28 protein-coding genes and 1 tRNA gene are annotated in these 22,544 nt (G+C 35.1%); 19 read left to right on the forward strand and 10 right to left on the reverse strand.

Annotated elements, in window-relative coordinates; translation table 11 throughout:
- Positions 1–21: 21 nt before the first annotated feature.
- The gene (locus U9M49_RS01220) at positions 22–558 is read right to left on the reverse strand and encodes a CotY/CotZ family spore coat protein (RefSeq protein ID WP_095369778.1); all 537 of its coding nucleotides are present in this window, start codon (positions 556–558) and stop codon (positions 22–24) included.
- Between the two features lie 131 nt (positions 559–689).
- Between U9M49_RS01220 and U9M49_RS01225 the strand changes: the two genes are divergently transcribed.
- From U9M49_RS01225 to U9M49_RS01255, 7 genes are all read left to right on the forward strand, one after another.
- A complete protein-coding gene (locus U9M49_RS01225; protein ID WP_095369777.1) occupies positions 690–1,046 on the forward strand; it encodes a DUF1360 domain-containing protein in 357 nt (118 codons plus the stop codon).
- Between the two features lie 314 nt (positions 1,047–1,360).
- Positions 1,361–1,828 carry a YhcN/YlaJ family sporulation lipoprotein gene (locus U9M49_RS01230; RefSeq protein ID WP_322909178.1) on the forward strand — a complete coding sequence of 156 codons (468 nt, stop codon included), beginning with the start codon at positions 1,361–1,363 and terminating at the stop codon, positions 1,826–1,828.
- Between the two features lie 14 nt (positions 1,829–1,842).
- Positions 1,843–2,316, forward strand: coding sequence for a stage V sporulation protein AC (gene spoVAC / locus U9M49_RS01235; RefSeq protein WP_095369776.1), 474 nt, complete (start codon positions 1,843–1,845; stop codon positions 2,314–2,316).
- Positions 2,316–3,326 carry a stage V sporulation protein AD gene (spoVAD, locus tag U9M49_RS01240; protein WP_095369775.1) on the forward strand — a complete coding sequence of 337 codons (1,011 nt, stop codon included), beginning with the start codon at positions 2,316–2,318 and terminating at the stop codon, positions 3,324–3,326. The genes spoVAC and spoVAD overlap by 1 nt, the downstream gene beginning before the upstream one ends.
- Positions 3,327–3,344: 18 nt before the next feature.
- Positions 3,345–3,701 (forward strand): stage V sporulation protein AE, encoded by a 357-nt coding sequence (gene spoVAE / locus U9M49_RS01245; RefSeq protein ID WP_095369774.1) that lies wholly within the window; start codon positions 3,345–3,347, stop codon positions 3,699–3,701.
- Positions 3,702–3,804: 103 nt separating this feature from the next.
- Entirely contained in the window at positions 3,805–3,957 is a 153-nt protein-coding gene (locus U9M49_RS01250) for a YjcZ family sporulation protein (RefSeq protein WP_095369773.1), read from the forward strand.
- Between the two features lie 143 nt (positions 3,958–4,100).
- Positions 4,101–4,355, forward strand: coding sequence for a stage VI sporulation protein F (locus tag U9M49_RS01255; protein ID WP_095369772.1), 255 nt, complete (start codon positions 4,101–4,103; stop codon positions 4,353–4,355).
- Positions 4,356–4,417: 62 nt separating this feature from the next.
- Here U9M49_RS01255 and U9M49_RS01260 read toward each other — a convergent pair whose 3' ends face one another.
- The gene (locus U9M49_RS01260) at positions 4,418–6,709 is read right to left on the reverse strand and encodes an ATP-dependent helicase (RefSeq protein WP_322909179.1); all 2,292 of its coding nucleotides are present in this window, start codon (positions 6,707–6,709) and stop codon (positions 4,418–4,420) included.
- A 130-nt stretch (positions 6,710–6,839) separates the two neighbouring features.
- On the opposite strand from U9M49_RS01260, the gene U9M49_RS01265 reads away from it, so the two are divergent.
- Positions 6,840–7,082, forward strand: a complete 243-nt coding sequence (locus U9M49_RS01265) for a hypothetical protein (RefSeq protein WP_322909180.1) — start codon at positions 6,840–6,842, stop codon at positions 7,080–7,082.
- A 4-nt stretch (positions 7,083–7,086) separates the two neighbouring features.
- Here the strand turns inward: U9M49_RS01265 and U9M49_RS01270 are convergent, their stop codons facing one another.
- The 4 genes from U9M49_RS01270 to U9M49_RS01285 form a co-directional block, all read right to left on the reverse strand.
- A complete protein-coding gene (locus U9M49_RS01270; RefSeq protein ID WP_095369769.1) occupies positions 7,087–7,764 on the reverse strand; it encodes a DUF421 domain-containing protein in 678 nt (225 codons plus the stop codon).
- A gap of 160 nt (positions 7,765–7,924) precedes the next feature.
- The gene (locus tag U9M49_RS01275) at positions 7,925–8,347 is read right to left on the reverse strand and encodes a GNAT family N-acetyltransferase (protein WP_322909181.1); all 423 of its coding nucleotides are present in this window, start codon (positions 8,345–8,347) and stop codon (positions 7,925–7,927) included.
- An 8-nt stretch (positions 8,348–8,355) separates the two neighbouring features.
- Positions 8,356–8,865 carry a YjcG family protein gene (locus U9M49_RS01280; RefSeq protein ID WP_095369768.1) on the reverse strand — a complete coding sequence of 170 codons (510 nt, stop codon included), beginning with the start codon at positions 8,863–8,865 and terminating at the stop codon, positions 8,356–8,358.
- 142 nt (positions 8,866–9,007) lie between these two features.
- Positions 9,008–9,730: an alpha/beta hydrolase gene (locus U9M49_RS01285; RefSeq protein ID WP_095369767.1), complete on the reverse strand. Its 723-nt coding sequence runs from the start codon at positions 9,728–9,730 to the stop codon at positions 9,008–9,010.
- Positions 9,731–9,995: 265 nt separating this feature from the next.
- On the opposite strand from U9M49_RS01285, the gene U9M49_RS01290 reads away from it, so the two are divergent.
- Positions 9,996–10,068 (forward strand) — tRNA-Val (locus U9M49_RS01290).
- A 705-nt stretch (positions 10,069–10,773) separates the two neighbouring features.
- Positions 10,774–11,343, forward strand: a complete 570-nt coding sequence (locus U9M49_RS01295; protein ID WP_322909182.1) for an Ltp family lipoprotein — start codon at positions 10,774–10,776, stop codon at positions 11,341–11,343.
- 562 nt (positions 11,344–11,905) lie between these two features.
- On the opposite strand, the gene U9M49_RS01300 is transcribed toward U9M49_RS01295, so the two are convergent.
- Both U9M49_RS01300 and U9M49_RS01305 read right to left on the reverse strand, forming a co-directional pair.
- Entirely contained in the window at positions 11,906–12,418 is a 513-nt protein-coding gene (locus U9M49_RS01300; RefSeq protein ID WP_095373485.1) for a DUF3231 family protein, read from the reverse strand.
- An 871-nt stretch (positions 12,419–13,289) separates the two neighbouring features.
- Positions 13,290–13,613, reverse strand: coding sequence for a DUF378 domain-containing protein (locus U9M49_RS01305; protein WP_095369765.1), 324 nt, complete (start codon positions 13,611–13,613; stop codon positions 13,290–13,292).
- Between the two features lie 184 nt (positions 13,614–13,797).
- Between U9M49_RS01305 and U9M49_RS01310 the strand changes: the two genes are divergently transcribed.
- Positions 13,798–13,989: a hypothetical protein gene (locus U9M49_RS01310; RefSeq protein ID WP_095369764.1), complete on the forward strand. Its 192-nt coding sequence runs from the start codon at positions 13,798–13,800 to the stop codon at positions 13,987–13,989.
- Between the two features lie 322 nt (positions 13,990–14,311).
- Here U9M49_RS01310 and U9M49_RS01315 read toward each other — a convergent pair whose 3' ends face one another.
- Positions 14,312–14,464 carry a hypothetical protein gene (locus U9M49_RS01315; protein WP_157733742.1) on the reverse strand — a complete coding sequence of 51 codons (153 nt, stop codon included), beginning with the start codon at positions 14,462–14,464 and terminating at the stop codon, positions 14,312–14,314.
- Positions 14,465–14,609: 145 nt separating this feature from the next.
- Here U9M49_RS01315 and U9M49_RS01320 point away from each other — a divergent pair, with 145 nt between their 5' ends.
- Positions 14,610–15,182 (forward strand): hypothetical protein, encoded by a 573-nt coding sequence (locus tag U9M49_RS01320; RefSeq protein WP_095369763.1) that lies wholly within the window; start codon positions 14,610–14,612, stop codon positions 15,180–15,182.
- Between the two features lie 384 nt (positions 15,183–15,566).
- Here U9M49_RS01320 and U9M49_RS01325 read toward each other — a convergent pair whose 3' ends face one another.
- On the reverse strand, positions 15,567–15,755 hold the full coding sequence (locus tag U9M49_RS01325; protein WP_095369762.1) for an alpha/beta-type small acid-soluble spore protein: 189 nt from the start codon (positions 15,753–15,755) through the stop codon (positions 15,567–15,569).
- Positions 15,756–16,006: 251 nt separating this feature from the next.
- Here U9M49_RS01325 and U9M49_RS01330 point away from each other — a divergent pair, with 251 nt between their 5' ends.
- The 7 genes from U9M49_RS01330 to U9M49_RS01360 all read left to right on the forward strand — a co-directional run bounded on the left by U9M49_RS01330 (position 16,007) and on the right by U9M49_RS01360 (position 22,544).
- Entirely contained in the window at positions 16,007–17,284 is a 1,278-nt protein-coding gene (locus U9M49_RS01330; RefSeq protein ID WP_322909183.1) for an ammonium transporter, read from the forward strand.
- Between the two features lie 53 nt (positions 17,285–17,337).
- Positions 17,338–18,318, forward strand: coding sequence for a DUF294 nucleotidyltransferase-like domain-containing protein (locus tag U9M49_RS01335; protein WP_322909184.1), 981 nt, complete (start codon positions 17,338–17,340; stop codon positions 18,316–18,318).
- Positions 18,318–19,037 (forward strand): exonuclease domain-containing protein, encoded by a 720-nt coding sequence (locus U9M49_RS01340; RefSeq protein WP_095369759.1) that lies wholly within the window; start codon positions 18,318–18,320, stop codon positions 19,035–19,037. Before U9M49_RS01335 ends, U9M49_RS01340 begins: the two co-directional genes overlap by 1 nt.
- 147 nt (positions 19,038–19,184) lie before the next feature.
- Entirely contained in the window at positions 19,185–20,084 is a 900-nt protein-coding gene (locus tag U9M49_RS01345) for an ABC transporter ATP-binding protein (RefSeq protein ID WP_095369758.1), read from the forward strand.
- Complete coding sequence (locus U9M49_RS01350) at positions 20,081–20,815, forward strand: ABC transporter permease (RefSeq protein ID WP_095369757.1); 735 nt, start codon at positions 20,081–20,083, stop codon at positions 20,813–20,815. Before U9M49_RS01345 ends, U9M49_RS01350 begins: the two co-directional genes overlap by 4 nt.
- 113 nt (positions 20,816–20,928) lie before the next feature.
- Positions 20,929–21,936 (forward strand): sensor histidine kinase, encoded by a 1,008-nt coding sequence (locus U9M49_RS01355; RefSeq protein ID WP_322909185.1) that lies wholly within the window; start codon positions 20,929–20,931, stop codon positions 21,934–21,936.
- Between the two features lie 5 nt (positions 21,937–21,941).
- The gene (locus tag U9M49_RS01360) at positions 21,942–22,544 is read left to right on the forward strand and encodes a response regulator transcription factor (protein ID WP_095369755.1); all 603 of its coding nucleotides are present in this window, start codon (positions 21,942–21,944) and stop codon (positions 22,542–22,544) included.

Raw genomic sequence — 22,544 nt, forward strand, 5'->3', positions numbered from 1 at the left:
AAACGACTGGCTTATATACAATTAGTCTTCGAAATATTCAACACAATTATCTACTGGTAAATAAATATCTTGAATACATTGAACTGCACAGAAGCAATCCAAATCTACAGTGATACAGTTTTCACTAGAACGGAAACCATCTACTTTACAAATTTTAGATAAATCAATGCAGCAACCTTCTGTAATATCAGCTGTTTCATAGCAACCAGGACTTGTTTCAGTAACTGGTTCTAAAACTCTTAGCGTAGCACATGAATTATCGAATATCTCTTCTACTCTAAAGAAAATTGACGTACAAGAGCAATCATCAACATTTGTTAAAAATGCGTGGAATGGTGAACCATCAGCTGTACTTAACGTAAATACGCGCGTGTTAGGGCGTCTCACTCTCTTCTTTTTACCTCTCTTTGGAGAGATCGCACCGATTGGTTCTAAAAAACAATTAGAGCCACAATTACAATCTTCATCTTCACGAATTTGATCTTGGATATCTCTTATCGCACGTACGACTTCAGCTACACAGCTGCCGTATTTATTATCCTTTTTGTTACAACCCATATTCTTTTCCTCCTTATTCATTCTTTGATCTACATTAATAACATATTGATGAAACAGGCTATGGGTTACGGACAAACGCCTTATTTTTTGAAAAAATAGGCATATTTTTTAATGGAAGGGTGGAGATATGAATGGATCTTACCTTTTTTGAATTTCTTTTACTCTCATTTGCTTCTTTCCGTCTAACAAGACTAATTGTTTATGATCAAATCACTGAATTTATAAGAAGACCATTTATGTTAGAAGTTGATGAAGAGGATGAACATGGGAAAATAGAAACATATATCATTCCAAAAAATAAAGGTATAACTGGATTTTTTGGTAAGCTTCTTAGTTGTTATTGGTGCACTGGGATATGGAGTGCGGTGATTATATATTTAATGTATGCATATTTCCCTACAATAGGTGTGTTGTTAGTGGTGATTTTGTCAATTAGTGCATTGGCGGCAATTATTGAAGGGATCATTCAAAAAATGATTATTCAATAAAAATTGGGCTATTGGATTATACGAGCTCTTCCTCACTTGAATATGTTAAAGGTAAAAGGCATATATGATGAAGGAGGGCATTTGAAGTTGAACAAAAAAATATATACAAATAAAGAAGCTTTTAAAAAGAGAATTGCAGAATCAGGGGGAAGTAAAAAATCCTCCGGTTGTGGTTGTGGAAAGAAAAAGAAGAAAAGCAATTAATATAAAAAGACGAGCCATTAATAAATGGTTCGTCTTTTGTTTTTTTTGGATAAGAAATTAACTTTTAGAGAAAATAAAAAAATAATGAAAAAGGTAAGGAAGGGACAAGAATGCCAAAATACTTGCTACTATTTATAAGTTTATTTTTAATTGCTGGATGTAGTAAACATGATTCTAATGAAGCACCGTTATCACTTGTTAAAGCAACAAACCCTACTCCGTCATTAATACATAGTGAATCACGGTCAACTGATGAAGATATGCTGCAAAGTATAGAAAAAGATATCGAAAAACAGAAAGAATTATATGATGCAGCAATTGTAAAGAATGATGATACCGTTTTAGTTGTTTACAAAGTAAGACATTTACAAAGATTTCACATGAAAAAAATTGAGAAAAATGTTACAGGGAAATTAGAAGACAAATATCCTGATGTTAAATTTATTGTTTCAAGTGATTTTAAGATTTTTCTTGAAGTAGTCGAATTACATGAACAAATGAAGAATCCCAATTTTAGTGCAAAAGAAGCCGAAAAAAAGTTCGAAAAAATAGTTAAGTTGAAAAAAGAATTAACATAGGAAGGTGAATAAGGATGTGTGCTAAACCAAAAAAAACGCCTGACCAAGAGCAATATGATCAATTAGAAAAAAAATATGAAACGAAGCGCCCAGTCTTGAAAAATTGTCTTCGGGCATTTTGGGTTGGAGGATTATTCTGCATAGTAGGACAAGCGATTTCATATTTTTATATCTATTTCTTTAATTTCACAGAGCAAACAGCAAGTAATCCTACTGTAGCTACTATGATATTTATTGCGATGCTTTTAACTGGATTTGGTGTTTATGACAGACTTGGACAATTCGCAGGAGCAGGTAGTGCAGTGCCAGTAACTGGTTTTGGAAATGCGGTTATTTCAGCGGCAATTGAACATCGCACGGAAGGGTTTGTCCTCGGTGTCGGTTCTAATATGTTTAAGCTAGCAGGTTCGGTTCTATTATTTGGAGTATTCTCAGCTTTTGTGGTTGCATTAATCAAAACTATTCTAATATATATGGGGGTAATTTAATGCTAAAGGGGAAGCAATCATGGGTTTTTAGTCAACGCCCAGCTATTATTGCTACCGGTGTGACTGGAGGGCCGTTTGAGGCAAATGGTCATTTAGCTGATGACTTTGATCTTCTCCATGAAGATTTATGGATGGGAGAAGATTCATATGAAAAAGCACATCGTGTGCTAATGGAAGGTGCTAGTCGAACGGCATTAAGAAAAGCAGAAATGGAAAAAAAAGATGTGCAATTCTTCCTAGGTGGTGACTTAATTAATCAGATCACCCCGACAAGTCTCAGCGCAAGATCATTAGAAATACCTTACTTCGGTTTGTTTGGTGCATGTTCCACATCAATGGAAGGATTAGCGCTTGGTTCTTTTATGATTAATTATGGTGGGGCAAATGCAGTTATAACAGGAGCAGCAAGTCATAATGCTGCTGTTGAAAAACAATTTCGCTACCCTACAGAGTATGGAGGGCAAAAGCCACCAACTGCACAATGGACAGTAACAGGTGCTGGTGCAGCACTTCTCGTTCAAAATAATGGAGGAAATGATCCGGTTACGACAGCTGCAACAATCGGTAAGGTGGTTGACATGGGGGTGACTGATCCATTTAATATGGGTGGGGCAATGGCTCCTGCAGCAGCAGATACCATTTATAATCATTTTCAAGACATGCAAATAGAACCCTCTTATTATGACTTAATTGTTACTGGAGACTTAGGAAAAATTGGTCGTGTAACTGCATTGGAATTATTAAAGAATAAGGGGCTTATTATTCCAGATGAACAGTTCCAAGATTGTGGCATACTCATTTATAAAGAAGATCAGCCCGTGCAATCAGGTGGAAGCGGTGCAGGTTGTTCTGCATCCGTTTTATATGGTCACCTCTTAAATAGAATGAAAAGAGGAGAGCTAAAAAAGATCTTAATGGTCGCTACAGGAGCCTTATTATCGCCACTTACAGTACAACAAAATGAATCAATTCCATGTATTGCACATGCAGTGGCGATTGAAATGCCATAAAGTTAGGAGGATGAATATATGCTACCAATGTTTTTTTGGGCTTTTGTTGTTGGAGGCTTATTTTGTGTGATTGGTCAAATTTGTTTTGATGTATTTAAACTGACACCAGGTCATACTTTAAGTGCGCTTGTCGTGTTAGGAGCGATATTGGATGGGGTAGGACTTTACGAGCCATTATTGGATTTTGCTGGTGCTGGTGCATCTGTACCCATAACGAGTTTCGGTAACTCACTTGTGCACGGAGCTTTACAAGAAGCAGAGCAACATGGATTAATTGGCGTACTAACAGGGATGTTTGAAGTTACGAGCTCAGGTATTTCATCCGCCATCCTGTTTGCTTTTATTGGCGCCCTTATTTTCAAACCAAAAGGATAAGCCTGATTTCAATGAATTAAGGGCCAAGCGGGTACATGCCCAAACATTCTCACATAACCATACATAATGTATAAGGACAAATACATTAGTGAGGTGAATTTATATGGGCTTTGGAGGCTATGGCGGCAATTGTGGTTGTGGCGGTTATGGCGGCGGCTACGGTTACGGCGGTGGCGGTGGCTATGCTGGAGGTACTTTCGTTTTAATCGTTGTCCTCTTCATTTTATTAGTCATTGTCGGTGCTAGTTTCTGCTAATTGTCTTTTATTCTTTGGAGAGATGTGTAATAATAGCATCTCTTCTTTTTTATAGTTATAAATTTTCTGAAAGAAATTTTTATCACGTTTTTAATTGGGCGACATAAGATAAATGGAGTTCAAGAAGGAGCGTGAGGTAGCGGATGGATAATCATTTTTTTAAGAATATCGAGAAAAAAACAGGCGTGAATATGAAGGATGTATTTGAATTAGCGGGCTCGTTACAAAATGCGAATTTTAAAGATGAAGACACGGTTCGTGGCGTCATTCGCAGGGTGTCGCAAATCGCCAACAAACCAGTATCTCAAGAAATGGAAGACAAAATTGTCGATTCTATTGTAAAAGAAGGTAAGTCTTTAGACTTTAATACAATAAACAAAATGATTAATAAAAAATAATGAGAGTCTAACAAGAATTTTTTATCGAACGATTGATTGCCTGCGTGTACACGCAGGTTTTTTTATTTACTATATATTTTATTTTTGATATGGGGAAGAAAGCGTGATGGATAGGCTTTTTTTCCTTTTCTATGTTGCAAAAGTGATAAATGTAACTGTTCCTTGGCTCTAGTCATTGCTACATATAATAGTCTTCGTTCTTCTTCTAAACTCTGCTCTGTTCCTGTACGATATTCTTCAAGGGCATAATCGTGGGGAAGGCTGCCATCGACTACACTTAAAATATAGACAAAGGGATACTCTAACCCTTTGGCTTTATGAATAGTACTAAAGGTTACAGCGTTCTCAATCGTTTTACTTATTTGCTTCATTTCTTTGATTTTTGCACGCATATGATCCGCATACTCAATGAACTCAAGTAAAGTAGTAAACTTCTTAGCTATTAATTTTAGTTCTTTTAAATCCTCTGAACCTTTATCCATTTTGTTTCCTTCATTACCACGCTTCTTAATGAAATCTTGTATTTGTAGCTCTTTTTCGATTTTTTCAAGTGCTAATAAAGGTGATAGTTGTTTAATTGCTTTAATCGTAGTTACCGTTTTCTTTGCTTTGCTTTGTTGAAACGCATATTTGCTCTGTACCATAGATAAACATTCAAGTAAGCTGCAATCATGTAAGATACTATTCGCTTTCATATCTTGCAAGTGTGATTGTGTTAAAAAAAGAGCCGGTAAGATATCCTTAAGAGCCTGCGCATCTTCCTCATTAATCGCAAGTCTTAAAAAACTAAGCAGTGTCCGGATAATAAAGCGATCATAAAATGATTCGGCATCTTGTTCTATTTTAAATGGAATATTAGACCTGGTAAATCGTTCAAATAGTGCACGACTTGTTGAATGCGTTCGATAAAGGATGGCAAAATCATTAGGTTGGTGCCCTTGTCTTATTCTCTCTTGAATATCTGTCAAAATCATTAAAGCTTCTTCTTCTTCATCGTAAGGGTAGAAGAGTGTAGGGTATGCTTCGTTTTTAAATTGTGCGACCATGTTTTTTGCTTTTCTTCTTTTGTTTTTTTTGATAACTTGACTCGCAAATGCAGTGATTTCGTGACTAGAGCGATAATTTTGTTGTAATGTAATTTGAAAACTGTCATCAAACATCTGTTCAAACTCGTTTAAATACGATGGATCACTACCTCTAAAAGCATATATAGATTGATCATCATCACCTACTGCACAAATATGCTCACTTTCAGGTACTAGCATTCTAAGTAATTCAAATTGAACTTTATTTACATCTTGGAATTCATCAATTAAGATATATTTAAATCGCTTTTGATACTGTGCTAAAATTTGCGGATTTTTTTTAAATAGCTCATAACAGCTACTGAGCATATCATCAAAATCAAAGGTATTCAATCGCTGTTTCTCTTCTTCATAGGCTTGATACATTTGTAGTACCTTTTCCTCCCATGAATCATTCGCCCTTACATCCGTAGGGGATTGCAGCGAGTTTTTCCAAAAGCTAATTAACTGTAAGGCCATATCAAAAGGGAAATCCTTTTCATCAATATGTAGGGCCCTTGCTGATTGTTTGATCATTTGTTCCTTCTGCCAGTTCTTTAAAAGGTAACGGTGGTCCCATTTTTTATTATTATGATCATGAAAAGAAAGAATACGATAGAAAATGCTATGGAAAGTTCCGCAAACCATTTGATTAATATGCTTTGCTGTAACGTATGGATAGGTTTTTATCCGTTGTTTCATTTCGTTAGCTGCCTTAGCTGTAAATGTAACGAGTAGAACAGAACGGGGATCAACTTGATATTCATTGAATAAATAAGCCGTTTTCCCTGTTAAAACGCGTGTTTTTCCACTTCCTGCTCCTGCGAGAACAAGTAACGGACCATGACAATACGTAACAGCTCTTTTTTGATCATGATCAAAAGAAATCCCGTGCTCTTCAAGTGAACGAAGATACCCCTCTGTAGGACTAGCTTGAGAAGCTGTATTTTCTGCAAATGGTGGAATATTTTTAATACGTACAGGGGTTTTAAAAGGCTTTTCCACTTCTTCGAGAATTGATCGACCTTGAGGTAAACGAAAGCCATTGACTTCTTTTTCTTTCGTTTTCTCTGTTGCTTTCGGAATGACTTCGTCCACATAAGCGCACTCTTTTTCATTGTTATGATAAAATTTTGGTTCATCCTGAATACCTAAATAAAATAAAACGTTTTCACCACAATGGGTACAATAAAGGTTCCCGCGTTTTCCTTCTTCATGTATAAATGGATAGTCTGATCGTTTCAGTGTATGTAATTGAATCAGTTCTTGCATTAATCGTGCACTTTTCATCATTTAGCCTCATAACTTAAAAAATTTACTGCATAAAATTAATCATAACAAAGATTTTAGCGCTAAAAAAGAATAAATATGTTTGTTATCAATTGAAAAGGGTTAGTAGTAAAGTAAAGGGGGCAGTGTAATGATTTATCCAATCTCAACCGTTCAAACGGCATACCAACAATATGTAGAGCGAATGTTTATGAATCGAAATCGCTCAATGACTTATAGAAATATTGAAAGGGTAGATCCATCCCGTGGTCAAACAGAAACTAATCATTTATATAAGGACAATAGAAAAAACCATTTATCCTCTTCGCTGAAAGATAGAGAAACAAATGGTAAACAAGGAATAGAAGGCAAATACATTGATTATTACGCATAATATTTCAATAGGTCTGGATATGTAACCCGTCTTCTTTTTCCCAGTCAGCATATAGAATTTCCTTCACATTCTCATAACCTTTCTTTTTTAATTTTTCATCTAGAAATTTGACATCCCAACCGAGAATGTTTAGGTTTTCATGAACAATCTCACCATCTAAAATGATATTAATTGGCACCTTAATCTTCGGATATTTTAATTGCAAGTCCTCAATGGTTGGCGTTGTATATTCAGGCTTTTTCAAGGCGGTAATTGTACCATTTGTCTCTAAAAATGCATATTCGCATTGTCTTAAAGAGAAAATATCTTTTGCCCTCAGTAATTCTTGCAGCTGGTTGAGGTCCAAATGATTCTTTTTCAATTGCCCATATTCAATTTTTCCTTTACGAATCACAATGGAAGGACCGCCTTCTAATAATTTTCTTGTTCTTCTGAACTTCTGTGTGATTTTTTCTGTAGTAAGAATCAAAATGGTCCAAAGAAGAACAGAGAAAAGCATTTGACTTATCCCTGTATTCTCATCATAAAGTGCATTTCCTACTAGTTCTCCTAATACGATGGCAGAAATAAAGTCAAAAGGAGTGATTTGGGATATTTGCGACTTTCCAAGAATCTTGGTCATAATGAAAAGGGCAATAAATCCAACAACGAGAACGAAAGTAATATGTATATATTCATGCATGGGAAACACACCTCTTAAACAAATTTACTGTGACCTTGTTATTGTGTGCTCTTCCCCATTTTTTATGATTAAAAAGACGATCGGATTTTTATTAAATTCTAGCTTCTACATTGTTAATGAAGACAAAAAAGAGATGCGGAATGCACCTCTTTTTTTGCATTTAAATTTGTTTCTTCATTGTTCGGTGAGGTATTCCTGCATCAAGAAATTCTTCAGAGATGACTTCGTACCCTATTCGTTCATAAAAGGGAATCGCATGTGTTTGTGCGTGAAGTTTTAAAGCAGGTACACCTTTTTCTATAGCAAAAGATTCGATCGCATGCATTATTTCTTTGCCGGCTCCTGTTTTTCTTGCATTTTCTTTTACACAAATGCGTTCTACTTTACCATAGCCATCTACAATTCTGAAACGCCCAGCACCACTAGGTTCATTATCTTTATAAAGTACAAAGTGTGTAGCTTCGTCTTCAAATTGATCGATTTCTTCTTCTAATGGAACTTTTTGTTCGTCTACAAATACTTCTTTTCTTACTTGATAAGCTTCTTGTAGCTCTTGTTCGTTTTCTACTATTTTAACGTTCATGTTGTTCATTAACCCTTTCCGAGGCGGAATGTTTCATGTACACTCCAAGATCCGTTTTCTAATTGATATAATAAGTGGAATCGATCAACCGTTTCTTCGTGTTCTACATCAAGCATTTTCAGTGAACCATAAACATCAGAATGTTCATCATCGGAAAGTTTTTGTCCAATTGTAATATGAGGGACAAAAGCATATTCTGATTTTTCTCCAACTGTTTGTTCATTGATTTTTTCATGTAGTCGTTCGAGTTCATCTGTTGGGTTAATCTTTAAGTAAATAACGTTATTAACAGGTTGAAATGAACTCACCTTTTTAACGTTCATGTGAAAAGGTTGTTGAACTTTTGCAATTGCATTCAAAGCATCAGTTGTTTGTTTTACTTCTTCTTCTGTAGCTTCAAATGATTTTAATGTTACATGTGGAGGAATCAATGCGTAGTGAGGGTCATATCTTTTCCGATAAGAGTTCGCCAAGTCTTGAATTTTTTTTGACGGAAAAATAACGATTCCATATTTCATAGTTCTACCTCCAAAATAAAATATTTTAAAGAACTTGTCTTATTTTACTATTATAACAAATTTTCAAAAATCATCATATACTAACGAATGTATATAGAAGAAAAAGACAGTTTGACTAAGAAGTAGCCAAACTGCTGTTTCATTAAAGCATTTGCTTGAGAGCACGTTTTAAATCTGGTTGCCAATATGTCCATGTATGATCGCCATCAAATTCATCATAAAAATAAGGGAAGCCTTTATCCTTTATTAATTGTGAAAGTTCCCGATTGGGTGTAAGGAAATCTTCTTCCTTACCGTCAGTTGTTTTGACTGTTGTCTCACCCGTACCAATCACATGATATATATTTAACAGATGTGTATCTTTAAAGGATTTGACTTCTTCCATTACTTTTTCATTCGCTAATGGCGATTGTAAAATGACTGTCCCAAAAGTATTAGGGTATTGTAGAGCAGTTAAAAGAGATACAGTCGCCCCTAAGGAGTCGCCGATCAATGCTCGTCCCATTCCCATTTGGTACGTTGGATATTTTTCGTCAAGGTAAGGTACAAGCTCGTGAGCCAAGAATCTGATATAAGCAGCATTTTGTTCACCATCTGGATGATATTTACGACGGCGGTCTTGTACATTTTTATAAGGAATACCAATGATAATTGTATTTTCCATTTCTTTTGCATCAAGCAACTCATCCGCTGTTCTGCCGATTCGTCCTAATTGAAAATAATCTTTTCCATCTTGAGCAATTAAAATATTATATTTATATAGCGGTGAATAATTGCCCGGTAAGTATACAAGTATTTCTAAATCTTCCCCTAGTACCTCACTTTTAAAAGTAAAGTCCGTGATTGTCCCTTTTGCTGTATTCATAAAGTAGAACTCCTTTGTTAAAATAATAATCCTATATGGGGTTATATTATCACACAGTGTATGAAACTTCATATAGTAAGTCTTCATTTCCTTAATGAAGAAAGATTCACTCAATTAAGTATGTATGTTTATTTTCCACCTCTATTATATGTAAAGAGCTCTATAATTATAAAACTTCATGAAATTAAGCAAATACCAGTGAAATCAATTGACAGATATACGCTAAAATAGTATATTTATAAATGTCTTAAATATATACATAAACGATTCCGTAGCTCAGCTGGGAGAGCGCTACCTTGACAGGGTAGAGGTCGCTGGTTCGAACCCAGTCGGAATCATTAATTGAGTTGTATCAAGAGTTTAACGCTGTTAGTAAACTGTATAATGTACTATGGTCGTAGCTGGAAATGCTACAATCCTGAAAGACCACTTCGCATATTTTGTGAGGTGGTCTTTTTTTATGCTTTTAAAGTTTGCTGTTCAGGATTTTCTTGATGATAGGCTTTTTTTAAAATGTAACTCCTAAAAATCTAGAAAGTTACCGTATTATGATTAAACAATTTGAGGACTTTTGTTTAGATCGCAATGTTTTAAATGTTGAAGATATAACAGTAAACACAGTCAAACAGTTTATCCTTTTCTAAAACAAGATAACAATGCAACTACTATAAACTCCAAATTACAACGTGTCCGTGCTTTCTTATATTATATGATTGAATGTGAAGTCATTACTGATAATCCTGCTAAAAAATAAAGAAAGGCACAGAAGATATAAAGATTGATGCCTTTACTGATAGTCAAATTAAACAAATGTTGAACTATTATAGAAGGCTAAAACATAAGGATAAAGCTTTTTAGATTGTGGGGTAGGGTACAATGTCCTAGAGGTCTGCGAGTTGAAATTATACGCAATAAATTTTTCAACTGAAACCACCATTTACCAACTTTGTATTACTTAAGTAGACTATTGAAATACTGAAAATGTTGCGGTACTATTATACTAGTAAGTTTACAATTTTAGTATTTAAGGGAGAAAACTGAATATGAAGAAGTTTTTTAAGATTGGTTGCATGGGATTTATTGCAATTTTTGTACTAGGTATTATTGGTGCTATCTTTTCAGGTGGGGATGATGAAACTACACAACCTACTGAAAAGGCTGAACCTGCAAGCACTGAAGAGGTAGCAACTGAAGAGACAGATAAAGAAACTGAAAAAGTAAAAGAAGAAGATGCAGAAGAAATGGCTGAAGAAACTACTGAAGAAAAAGAAGAACCAAAGGAAGAACCTAAAGAAGAAGTGAAGGAAGAAAAAGAACCTGAACTATCTCTTTCACAACAGAACGCAATTCAAACTGCTGTGAATTACCTAGACTATACAGCCTTTTCTAGAACTGGTTTAATTGAACAGTTAGAATATGAAGGTTACAGTAATGAAGAAGCAACATATGCGGTAGATCACATTGAAGTTGACTGGAAAGAACAGGCTGTTCAGGCAGGTAAGAACTATCTTGACTTTACTTCATTCTCTAGAAGTGGGTTGATTGACCAGTTAGTTTATGAAGGGTTTAGCCAGGAACATGCAACTTATGCAGTTGATCAAATAGGATTATAAGAACCAGGGAAGCGAAAGCTTCTCTTTTTTTATCTGAATATTTACCTTTCGTTGTTGTCATATGTTGTAATATATTTTGAAACTACTTGGTTAGATCAATTGGTTGAACAGGTAATTGAAACTGGTGCGGTGAAGCTTACATACTTTTCATTATTCCTTTAATGTCAGCTTCCATTTCACCAATATTTTCTATAATAAATTCAAGTGGTTTTCCCATATCATTCACTGCTATGTTTTCATTAGTTCAGAACTCTTGAATAACTCGTAACCAAGTTCTGAAGGGGGGGATAACTGCATTTTACAGTTCTATTTTCAGGAATTCCCGTAACAAGTATTTAAAATATTACTTGATAAAATCATTTTCTTGCAAATTTTCATATGAAAATGTCATGTTAATCCTGGGATATGAGAAAAGACCCCTATAGACTCTTAAAGGAAGTGAAATGAGGTAAATCAGCCACGTTAAATAGCGAGTGTAAACAAGTCTTACTGCGAAGAAAATGCGAAAAGTGAGTGGGGTGTAAATTAGTAAAAAAGCACCTCATTTCGAGGCGCCTATAAATTATGATTCTGTTCCTTTACTCATGTGCAAAGGAGGCGGGATTAACCAACCTTTTTCCTTATTTAACTTTAACATTTTGGCACCAAACTGAGCTTTATTCATATGGAACTGACCATACATCATTGCGACATCTTCTCTGATTGATTGACCAATTGCTTGACTACATGCAACTAATCCAGCTGCAGTATCAGCAGAGATTGCAGCACTGATCTCTGGGTCAGTGGATCTTGCACCAACAGGAATATCATTTAAATCTGCATTAGGGCGGGCAGGTGGTGCAGGTGGTAACCCGATTCCATTACTTTTTAAAAGCTCTTCTAATTGTTGGTTCTCAGCACGTAACCCTTTAATAGCTTCTTCTATTAGCTTTTTTAAGTCATCATCGCCAGCATGGTTCATAAGTGTCTCATAACCAGATATCGTTCCATTGTTTGTAAAAAGGTTAGTGAATAGTCCATAAACTTCACCATAATGTAGTGGTTCATCTTTTGGATTTCCGCTTAAAATTCCCATAATTGCACTCCCTATCTTATTAAGTTTCATGATTTTCTCCTTATGTAAGGATTGGCCACGATAGATAGTTTGTGTATGCAATATATAAATTATTCATGAGTGAAAATAGTTAATAAAGGCCCGTTTTAAAACGAGGCGTTTCTTTAAGCTCTGCTTAATTGGATATAAGAATATAAGTAACAAAGCTCACGATATAAATGATAAAAAATAGAAAAGCGGTTTTGGCGGTTTTAGATTGGAGATATCCTTTTAAATTATTTTTAAAAATACCTGAAATGAAAACTATAAGCGAAATGACGAAAGCTACAATAGCAATTATAAAGGTGAGCTGTTCCATAAAAAATATTCCCCTTTCAAAATAGGTTTCATCAAAAGCTTAAATTGTGGAGGAATTCCACACAATCGAAATACATTACAAAATATGTATTAGTGTGACAATTTCGTCATATTAAGAAAAAGTGGGTAAATAAATTATGATATTACAAAAAGGTAAATTTGAATTTAAAGATTCCCTTGTCTAGCTCACCTTCTTTGAAGAATTCCTCGGTTCAGTATGATTAAGTGTGGTGAAATTCAGATTAAGTAGTAGGTGCCATGTTGTGTTGAGAAAAGTTATTCTGATGTTTTGGAAGATGGAGGTACGAACTAAGCCAAAAACATAAAGACGAATTATGAATGTAGGTAGGTCTATTGGAAAAACTTAAGAACATAATAAAGGAAGCCTCGCTAAACAAGGCTTCTTGGTATTTAGAGTAGGGTAGAAAGAGTTTGTATTCACAGTTTGTTTAAGGATACTACTTTTAGTAGTACCAGTAGGATAGAAGTTAACGCCATAAATACAGCCCGAACATATATGTCCGGACTTTTTTATTTATTGATCTCGATTTTCTCTATCTTCTTCTTTTATATCAGATAAATCATTTTCCTCAGCGAATTCTGTAGAGTAACTCACTTGTCTTCCATCAATAACACGATTATCGACGTCTCTGTCTTCTTCTTCTGTCATTGGTGCAAAGAGAAGAGATAGGCAAATGAGGCCGCTAATTCCGACTAATGTATAGACAATGCGAGAGAGGATGGCATCTTGGCCTCCGAAAATCGTTGCAACTAAATCAAATTGGAATAATCCAATAAGTCCCCAGTTAATCGCGCCAATAATAACAAGCGCTAAAGCGATGCGTTGTAATGTTTTCATTGTATGATCTCCTTATTCTAATTTTTATTACATCTATATTTTTTGATAACAGGATTTTTTTATACACGAAGACATTTGTGTCTATTTGATATTTTTTACTAATTATGGTATTAGTAGAATAATCAAAAAATAATTATAGCAATTGTTCTTTTTTAGGATATCCTAATAAAGAGGTGATAAAAGAATGTGGTGGTTTCTTATCTTGATTCTTTCCCTTCTAGGATTTGGACTCGTGATTGACTGGGTAGCGAAGAAGAAAGGTTTAACAAAATTTGATCCTGAAGAGAATGAAAAAAATGTCCCAGATTCACAACGTATTTATACGGAGAATTATTTACAACAAATACGAAATCAAGACGATCAAGGTTTCCATTAAAATAATTAGAGGGTGTCCCACAAGGGCAGCCTCTTTTTTCATTAGTATTAGTAAAAATATTTACAAATCCTTGGGGTGTGTCAGAAAGTTAAATAGCATAGTTGAACTTAATTATAAGTATTGTGAGAGACAAAACAAATACAGAAGTGCATTTTACTTAGAATTACTGTATTTATTAAAGGAATAAAGACAACTTTGGCAAATAGTTCGAGGTTAATGTCGACAGTAGAGAGCACTCGATTATAAAAAGAAGTTAAAGGAATAATCATGAATAGCTTTTTGGTGAGTCTTCTAGCTTTATGAGGACTCACCTATTGTACTTTTAATTTGATTGCTCATCCATAACCGTACTTAACTTTCCTTTGACCTCAGAAATTAAGCTGATTTGAATAATATTAAAAATAATAGATACCGCCAGACTGCCAATAAAGAAACCGAGCAAGGTTTTTAGCTTTGCATTGATTATTTTCATCATCTTATTTGCCACTCCTTCCGTTATTATTAGGTATTTTTAGCTTTTATTTGTAAATTATGTATGTCGATAAAGCGATGAAAGGTGAATAAAAAACTATCTCTTGAAACATATTGAGAAAGAGGTTAATTGTGAAGGAGGTAAAGTTATGAGTAAGGAGGAATATCTAACAGCATTACATATAGATAGTAAACAATTTCAACAATTGCTATCTGATTATTGGAAGTCATATTCTGACTATACACATTGGCAATTTTGGATGGTACTCTTTCTCTTTATTGCTCCTTTAGTGTTCGTCTATTTTTTTATTGATCGAAAGCGGATATTTGAGGTGTTTTTCTACGGATATACAGTGAATATGTTATGGACCTTTATCGATACAATGTTATTGCGGAAAGGTTTGTTTATTCATAATTATTTTCTCATTCCTTCATTACCTAGTGCAACAAATATGACGACCTCTTTACTTCCGGTTGTTTTTTTATTTGTTTATCAATATTGTACAAATAGACAAAGAAACTTTTATTTATATACAATTATTGTGAGTGCTATTATTGCATTTGGTTTTGCAACGATTGAAGAGAAGGTAGGCTTCGTAAGCTTTTATGGAAGTATGAATCAGTTCTATATATTTTTGATTGACCTAGGGATATGTTTTACTTCATATTGGTTCACTATATTTTTTCTTAGGTTAAAAGAAAATGCGTTTGCCAATAATTGAAAAAGAGATGTTCTAATGCAGTTGGAGTGCTAATTATTGCTCCCCTCTAGGTAATTGACAATAGAAAGGTCTTTATCGTCATGGCTTTTACGATAAAGATCTTTTTCGCTTTGATATACCTCTCACTTAATATCGTTTAACAAGGAAATATAAAAAAAGCTGAACAAATAAGGAGTGTGCATGAGAAGTGGAATGCAGTAAAGAAGCCGAACGAGAAGTATATAATTATTAATTTTTTCATTTATCATTTGCGTGGTAATGGTGAGTACATACAAACAAATTAAAAATAGCGAGGGAGTGAATTAAATCGATTCACTTCCTCGCTTTAAGATCCGTGGGAGACCTTTTCTTTGCCTCCCTAGGGCATTGCTTTTTACTTAATGGTTATTTTTGATTACGGAGCTGTTGTTCACCTAAAGCAACCAGTCGTTTAGTCATTTCCCCTCCGACTGATCCGTTAGCACGTGCAGTGGTTTCTGCGCCAAGTTGTACACCAAATTCTTGAGCGATTTCTTCTTTCATTTGATTTAATACTTGACCTGATTCGGGAACGACTAATTTATTTCTGCTCATTGAACAAATCACTCCTTCGTCATTTTGAGCAAGTGAAACATTGCTCTTTTATAAGGTTTCCTAATGTAAGGGCTATCATTCATATGGGTAAAAACTAACAGGTAAAAAAATGAGTAAATTTTCTAAAAAATATAAAATTGAGCATTGACTTATGAGAATTTTGCGATAAAATAAGAATAACTTAATAGATGTCATATAATCTAACATCTATTAGTTAAGTTATATGACGCGGGAAATGGGGGAGAAAAGATATGGATGAAATATTTTATCTGAACAGTGTGTGGACAATGATTGCTGCAATTTTAGTTATTTTTATGATTGGTGGATTTATATTACTTGAAGCAGGATCTACACGAATGAAAAATGCAGGTCATATTACCGGGAAAACTATTTTTACAGTGGGATTAACTTTCCTTGTTTTCTGGGCTGTAGGTTATGGATTTATATTTGGAGGAAACGCGAATTTCTTTGTTGGCATGACGGACTTCTTCTATTCAGGAGCTGAAAGTGGAGATTCAGGTTTATCTGATACGGTTTTCTTTGTATTCCAAAGTGCCTTTGCTGCTATTGCTGTTTGTATCGCCTTAGGTGGTTTTGCTGAAAGAGCAAAGTTCCCAGTCTATGTTGTTTTTACTATTTTATTCTCTGCTGTTATTTATCCGGTTGTTGCACATTGGATATGGGGTGGAGGCTGGTTAGCGGGACATGAGAAGCAAGATTTCGCAGGCTCAACAGTTGTCCATTTAACAGGTGCAATGGCTGCCTTAGCTGCAACTATTTTATTAAAGCCTCGTATCGGGAAGTTCAATAAAGATGGTTCTAGTAACAATATTGCAGGACATAACCAAGTCTATACTTCATTAGCTGTGCTTATTCTTTGGGTAGGATGGTTTGGATTTAATGCAGGTAGTACAACATCAGTTGATGGTGCATTTTTCGGATTTGTTGCACTAAACACAAATTTAGCTGCAGCGATGGGTGCGGTTGCAGCATTAGCTATCTCTTGGATCGTTCTTGGTAAATCTGATATTGTTACAACATTAAATGGTGCACTTGCAGGTTTAGTTGCCATTACGGCATCGTGTGCTTTCGTTGAACCTTGGGCTGCTGTTGTTATAGGTTTAGTTGCCGGACTTTTAGTATTCTTTAGTGTAAAGTTCTTTGATAAAATGAAAATTGATGATCCAATCTTCGCATTATCTGTTCATGGTGCAGCTGGAGTATGGGGTACTTTATCTACAGGATTCTTTGCAACACCAGAATTAGCAGAGCAGGTAACTGGTCAAGCAGGATTATTCTATGGTGGCGGATTTGGCCAATTAGGCGTTCAAGCGTTAGGAGTTGTAACATCAGGACTTTTTGCCTTTGTTGCTTCATTTGTCATTCTCTTCGTAATGAAGAAAATGATGAATGGTCTCCGTGTTAGTGAAGAAGAAGAAGTGATGGGCTTAGACATGAGTGAACATGGTAGCTATGGTTATCCAGAAGAGTTTATGTCAAGTGAGAAACAAACGAAATTAACATCATAAGGTGAAGCCTCCTATAGTGGGAGGCTTTTACCCTCTGTAAGGAAGTGTTGTTTTTGCCGACGGATGATTTTGAGACATATGAAGCGATTAGAGATTGGCGGGATTATGAATTAACTAAGAAAAAGTTTAATCAAGTGCAATTAAACAATTTTCATGATGAAGTAATGAGAGCTACGTTTCATTATGCTGTAAAAAGATTAGGGGAAAAACCACCGAGCGAGTTTGCTTGGTTTATAACAGGTAGCGGTGGAAGAGAAGAACAAGGTTATATAAGTGATCAAGATCATGGGATCATCTATGAAGAAAAAGACGCCACCTTGCAAAGATATTTTCATCAGTTAGGCAAAGAATTAGCCGAGGGGCTCAATATTGTTGGTTACCCATACTGTGACGGTAAAATTATGAGTAGTAATCCCCTTTGGTGTAAGTCACAACCTGAGTGGTTTGAGCAACTACAGTCATGGCTAGATGAAAAATCTTGGGCAACAATGAGGCATCTGCAAATATTCTTTGATGCAAGAGTGTTAGTGGGAGAAAGCGAATATATTAATCATTTAAAGAGAAGTGTGCATGAGGCAGTTCAAAAAAATCCTTATAACTTAAAGAGATTATTGGATAATATACAGCATATAAAAACCTCTATTGGGCCGTTGGGGCAAATATTAACGGAAAATCATGGATCACATAAAGGGGAAATCAATATAAAGTACGCAGCATTCTTACCTTTCGTTAATGGCATTCGATTACTTTCTATAAAGGAGGGAATAGTTGAAAGCTCGACATTGTCACGGTTAGAAAGATTAATGTGTAAAAAGCCATATAAACACGCATTATTACCGTATCATCATGATTTCCAACAGTTACTAAAATTACGCCATTCACTACTTACCCCTATGTCAACCTACGAAGATGGCCATTATTTAAATGTGAGAAACATGAATAGGGAAGAAAAAAGTAAGATAAAGGTGATTTTGAAAAATGGCAGAAGACTTCATCAATATGTAGAAGATGTAATTGAGCAGGAAGTGAAATAATGGCTTTTGAACCCTTTTTTCAATTTGTCCGAAAGTTAAATCAAACTAGGTTCGGTGGGCTCCAGACGCAAGACTCTAAATCAATGGCTTTCATGAGACAGCTTCAAAAAGATTTAAATCAAGATCGATTGATACAAACGTCATTAAATCAAATGAGTGCTGTAGTTGTCGATATAGAAACAACGGGGTTTAGTCCAGATAATGGTGATCAGATACTATCAATTGGAGCTGTCAAAATCCTAAATGGAAGAATTGATCATGACAATTACTTTTACTCTTTAATACAATATGAAAAAGATTTAGCTTCATCAATAAAGCATTTAACGGGATTGAAGGAAGAGGAGTTAAAAAATGCGCCACCTTTAGCAGATGTGTTAATGGAATTTTTGAAATATACGGAGAGCTTACCTTTCATTGCTCATCATTCAAACCATGAAAAGCGCTTCTTTCAGCATGCGTTTTGGCAGCTTTATCGAACATCATTTAAACATCGCGTATTTGATACCTCCTTTTTATATCGTATCATTGATACAGTGGAACACTCTGTTAGGCTAGAGACATTATGTGAAAAAAATCAGATTGAAGTCAAACATCGCCATCATGCTTTAGGTGATGCCATGTTAACAGCTAAACTTTGGGTATGTTATGTTGAAAAAGTCAAAGAAAAGGGCTGCTTTACAATGCAAGATGTTTATGAAAAGTTAGCTAAATTACCTTAATTGAAGTAATGCCACAGATGATTGAACTGTGGTTTTTTTTATTAAAAGAATTTCAAGTAGTGACATTTGTCATGTGAAGGGGGTGACATCACACACTAAACGGACAAGTAAGCCATCTCATATAATTTTAGTAAGGAGATGGTGTTAATGGAAACAATCATTGCTACGAAACATTTGACTAAAAGGTATAAGGATTTATGGGCAGTTAACGATGTGTCTTTTGAAGTTGAAAAAGGGGAGTTATTAGCTGTACTAGGGAAGAATGGGGCTGGTAAATCAACCACCTTGCTGATGTTATTAGGGTTAGTTAAACCAACCTCAGGAAATATACTGATTTTAAATAAGAAACCTCATGAGCGAGCGGTGAAAGAAAGAATTGGTGTGATGCTCCAAGAGGTCAGTGTCATTGATGCATTGTCTGTGAAAGAAGTATTACTCATGTTTAGTAGTTATTATGAAAACCCTTTACGTTTAGAAGAAGTGTTGGAAATTACAGGTATCCCTATAGAGCTGCTTAAGAAAAAGGCGTATAAACTCTCGGGTGGTCAAAAAAGAAGGTTGAATTTTGCATTAGCCATTATAAGTAATCCACAAATCGTTTTTTTAGATGAGCCAACTGTTGGCATGGATAGTACAGTAAGAAAAAAATTTTGGCAAGCGATACAATATTTAAATGATGAAGGTAAAACGGTTATTTTTACCACTCATTACTTACAAGAAGCTGATGATGTTGCCAAGAGAATTATGTTATTTAATCAAGGAAAGGTGATTGCTGATGGTTCACCTTTACAATTAAAAAGTCATTTGTCTGATGGAGCTATCTCGTTTAAATCAGATCAGGTTGATATCAGCTTGCTACAAACATTTTCTCATGTCATAAGTGCGAAAATAACTGATCAACGGATTGTGTTAACAACTTCTTCCACTGATGCGCTTTTGGGGGAGTTGTTTGAAAAAAAGGTCGTTATGCGAGACATTCATTTACATCGGGCAAGACTTGAAGATGCGTTTGAATTATTAACAGTAGAAAGGGGGATCAGTGAATGAGAGGATGGTTGATGCAGACAAAAGTAGAGGTATTAAGGATATTTAGAAATCCTTATTTTGTTTTTTGGTCTTTATTTATGCCTATCGTTTTTTATTTTGTTTTTACAAATATATTTAATACTGGAATGGGAGACAGTTGGAACAGTCGGTTCTTAATGTCCGTTACTTGTTTTAGTGTGATGGGGACGAGTATTTTGACGTTGGGCATTCGATTAGTAGAAGAAAAGGCTCATGGTTGGTCCACTTTAATGAGAACAACCCCGCTTAGTTCAAGTGTTTATTTCTCAGCAAAAATGGTTGGGCAAACGATGATTCACATTTGTTCTGTAACCATTATTTTTGTTGTTGGTGCGGTGATAAATGGGGTTAATTTGAGCGTTTGGCAATGGCTGACAAGCGCGCTATGGATATTAATTGGCGCTTTACCTTTTCTCGCTATTGGAACAATTATTGGTGCAATGAACAAGGTGGAGACAGCTGCTGGAATCAGTAATTTCTTTTATATGGTCTTAGCTTTCATGGGGGGGTTATTTATGCCAATTGAAGTGTTGCCATCAATTTTTAAGTCAATTGCTAAAGCGATTCCTTCCTATCATTATGGAGCGGGTGTATGGGAGATTACAGAAGGTGGCAACCCTTCTTTGCTGAATATTGCTGTATTAGCAGGATATTTCCTTCTATTTGTAGTATTAAGTATTTATATTAGAAGAAAGCAAGAAGTGGTGGTGTAAGCTTTTTGGGTTATAAGTTATTTCCTGTCAAATATGGTTTTCTCCCATATGTTTTTTTGGTCTATTTAATGTTTCCGATTATTGTTTTAATAAATGAAACAGGGGTAAAGGCAGTGATTGGATGGATGCTTTTATTCCTTTTTTTTCTATCTTATAGGAAACTTTTCTTTGATCCACCAATGTCCTCTTATATGGGTTGGTTAATACTACAATTGATCATTATTATTATTTTTACCTATTTTTATCAACCTTCATTAGTATTGCTCGGGTTCTATTGTGCAAATTTCATCGGGTGGCTGCGTAATTCTAAGATGTTTACAATTAGTATGATTTTATTTGTATTCTCTTCGATTTTACCTGTTATTTTACAATATGAAATGTTGAGCGAATCCACTTATCTCTTCGTAATGGTTGTTGTTATGATTATATCTCCTTTTGGTATTCACTCCATGTCGACGAAAATGGAGTTAGAAGAAAAATTAAATGAAGCAAACGAACAGATTGAAGTATTAATTAAAAGAGAAGAGAGAATGAGAATAGCTCGAGATTTACATGATACACTCGGTCATACACTATCTTATATAACATTAAAATCTCAACTAGTAGCGAAAATGACTAAGCATCAAGCTGATCCCCAAATTGTCACCAAAGAGGTAAATGAAATCGAGCGGACTTCACGGATTGCCTTAAAACAAGTAAGAGAGTTAGTGGCAGACATGCGAGTTTTAACAATTGCTGAAACGATTAGTGATTGCAAAGGGATATTAAATTCAGCCAATATTACGCTGGAGGTAACAGGGCTGAATAGATGTGAAAATATGACATCAATGATGCAAAATATGATCAGTATGTGTATAAAAGAAGGAATTACAAATATCGTTAAGCATTCTCGGGCGACTCATTGTGTAATTGGATTATCGCAAAATAATTTAGGGATAGAGGTAACTATTTCAGACAATGGAATAGGATTTAATCGAGACACGAAATTAGGGAATGGTTTAAAAGGCATGTCTGAACGTCTAGAGTTAGTTGAAGGTAGCTTGAACTTTTTCCATTATGAAACAGGGTTATCTGTCAATGTATTCATTCCAATTGTAGAAAGAAAGTTCGGAGGTACTTAAATGATATGATAAGAGTTTTAATAGCTGAAGATCAGCAGATGTTAAGAGGAGCGTTAAGCACATTATTAAACTATGAGGAAGATATAGAAGTCATAGCGCAAGCGAGTAATGGAAAAGAAGCAACAGAATTAATTCATCAATTGGCACCAGATGTATGTTTATTAGATATTGAAATGCCTATAAAAGGTGGATTAGATTTAGCAGAGGAAATATTTGAAGCAAAGTCATTATGTAAAGTTATTATCTTAACAACGTTTGCTAGAACAGGTTATTTTGAAAGGGCAATAGGAGCAGGAGTTCACGGATACTTATTAAAAGATGGACCGAGTGAAGAACTAGCTGAAGCCATTAGGCGTGTGATGAATGGTCAGAGAATGTTTTCTCCGGAACTGGTATTTAATCAATTGAGACAAGATAACCCACTCACTTCCAGGGAAAAGGAAGTGTTGAAGCTTATTGCGTCGGGTTTAACTTCAAAGGAGGTTTCGGCGCACCTTTTTTTGTCTGCTGGGACGGTGCGCAATTATATGTCAGAAATCATTAATAAGTTAGAGGCAAAGAATAGGATTGAAGCAATAACTAAAGCAAAGGAGAAAGGTTGGATATAG

The organism is Cytobacillus sp. OWB-43 (genome assembly GCF_034651445.1).
GTDB classification, from domain to species: domain Bacteria; phylum Bacillota; class Bacilli; order Bacillales; family Cytobacillaceae; genus Cytobacillus; species Cytobacillus kochii.

Excerpts from the sequence above, each read along its gene's own strand:
- U9M49_RS01220 (WP_095369778.1), bottom strand. The coding sequence starts at position 558 with ATGGGTTGTAACAAAAAGGATAATAAATACGGCAGCTGTGTAGCTGAA.
- U9M49_RS01225 (WP_095369777.1), top strand. The coding sequence starts at position 690 with ATGGATCTTACCTTTTTTGAATTTCTTTTACTCTCATTTGCTTCTTTC.
- U9M49_RS01230 (WP_322909178.1), top strand. The coding sequence starts at position 1,361 with ATGCCAAAATACTTGCTACTATTTATAAGTTTATTTTTAATTGCTGGA.
- spoVAC (WP_095369776.1), top strand. The coding sequence starts at position 1,843 with ATGTGTGCTAAACCAAAAAAAACGCCTGACCAAGAGCAATATGATCAA.
- spoVAD (WP_095369775.1), top strand. The coding sequence starts at position 2,316 with ATGCTAAAGGGGAAGCAATCATGGGTTTTTAGTCAACGCCCAGCTATT.
- spoVAE (WP_095369774.1), top strand. The coding sequence starts at position 3,345 with ATGCTACCAATGTTTTTTTGGGCTTTTGTTGTTGGAGGCTTATTTTGT.
- U9M49_RS01250 (WP_095369773.1), top strand. The coding sequence starts at position 3,805 with ATGGGCTTTGGAGGCTATGGCGGCAATTGTGGTTGTGGCGGTTATGGC.
- U9M49_RS01255 (WP_095369772.1), top strand. The coding sequence starts at position 4,101 with ATGGATAATCATTTTTTTAAGAATATCGAGAAAAAAACAGGCGTGAAT.
- U9M49_RS01260 (WP_322909179.1), bottom strand. The coding sequence starts at position 6,709 with ATGAAAAGTGCACGATTAATGCAAGAACTGATTCAATTACATACACTG.
- U9M49_RS01265 (WP_322909180.1), top strand. The coding sequence starts at position 6,840 with ATGATTTATCCAATCTCAACCGTTCAAACGGCATACCAACAATATGTA.
- U9M49_RS01270 (WP_095369769.1), bottom strand. The coding sequence starts at position 7,764 with ATGCATGAATATATACATATTACTTTCGTTCTCGTTGTTGGATTTATT.
- U9M49_RS01275 (WP_322909181.1), bottom strand. The coding sequence starts at position 8,347 with ATGAACGTTAAAATAGTAGAAAACGAACAAGAGCTACAAGAAGCTTAT.
- U9M49_RS01280 (WP_095369768.1), bottom strand. The coding sequence starts at position 8,865 with ATGAAATATGGAATCGTTATTTTTCCGTCAAAAAAAATTCAAGACTTG.
- U9M49_RS01285 (WP_095369767.1), bottom strand. The coding sequence starts at position 9,730 with ATGAATACAGCAAAAGGGACAATCACGGACTTTACTTTTAAAAGTGAG.
- U9M49_RS01295 (WP_322909182.1), top strand. The coding sequence starts at position 10,774 with ATGAAGAAGTTTTTTAAGATTGGTTGCATGGGATTTATTGCAATTTTT.
- U9M49_RS01300 (WP_095373485.1), bottom strand. The coding sequence starts at position 12,418 with ATGGGAATTTTAAGCGGAAATCCAAAAGATGAACCACTACATTATGGT.
- U9M49_RS01305 (WP_095369765.1), bottom strand. The coding sequence starts at position 13,613 with ATGAAAACATTACAACGCATCGCTTTAGCGCTTGTTATTATTGGCGCG.
- U9M49_RS01310 (WP_095369764.1), top strand. The coding sequence starts at position 13,798 with ATGTGGTGGTTTCTTATCTTGATTCTTTCCCTTCTAGGATTTGGACTC.
- U9M49_RS01315 (WP_157733742.1), bottom strand. The coding sequence starts at position 14,464 with ATGATGAAAATAATCAATGCAAAGCTAAAAACCTTGCTCGGTTTCTTT.
- U9M49_RS01320 (WP_095369763.1), top strand. The coding sequence starts at position 14,610 with ATGAGTAAGGAGGAATATCTAACAGCATTACATATAGATAGTAAACAA.
- U9M49_RS01325 (WP_095369762.1), bottom strand. The coding sequence starts at position 15,755 with ATGAGCAGAAATAAATTAGTCGTTCCCGAATCAGGTCAAGTATTAAAT.
- U9M49_RS01330 (WP_322909183.1), top strand. The coding sequence starts at position 16,007 with ATGGATGAAATATTTTATCTGAACAGTGTGTGGACAATGATTGCTGCA.
- U9M49_RS01340 (WP_095369759.1), top strand. The coding sequence starts at position 18,318 with ATGGCTTTTGAACCCTTTTTTCAATTTGTCCGAAAGTTAAATCAAACT.
- U9M49_RS01345 (WP_095369758.1), top strand. The coding sequence starts at position 19,185 with ATGGAAACAATCATTGCTACGAAACATTTGACTAAAAGGTATAAGGAT.
- U9M49_RS01350 (WP_095369757.1), top strand. The coding sequence starts at position 20,081 with ATGAGAGGATGGTTGATGCAGACAAAAGTAGAGGTATTAAGGATATTT.
- U9M49_RS01360 (WP_095369755.1), top strand. The coding sequence starts at position 21,942 with ATGATAAGAGTTTTAATAGCTGAAGATCAGCAGATGTTAAGAGGAGCG.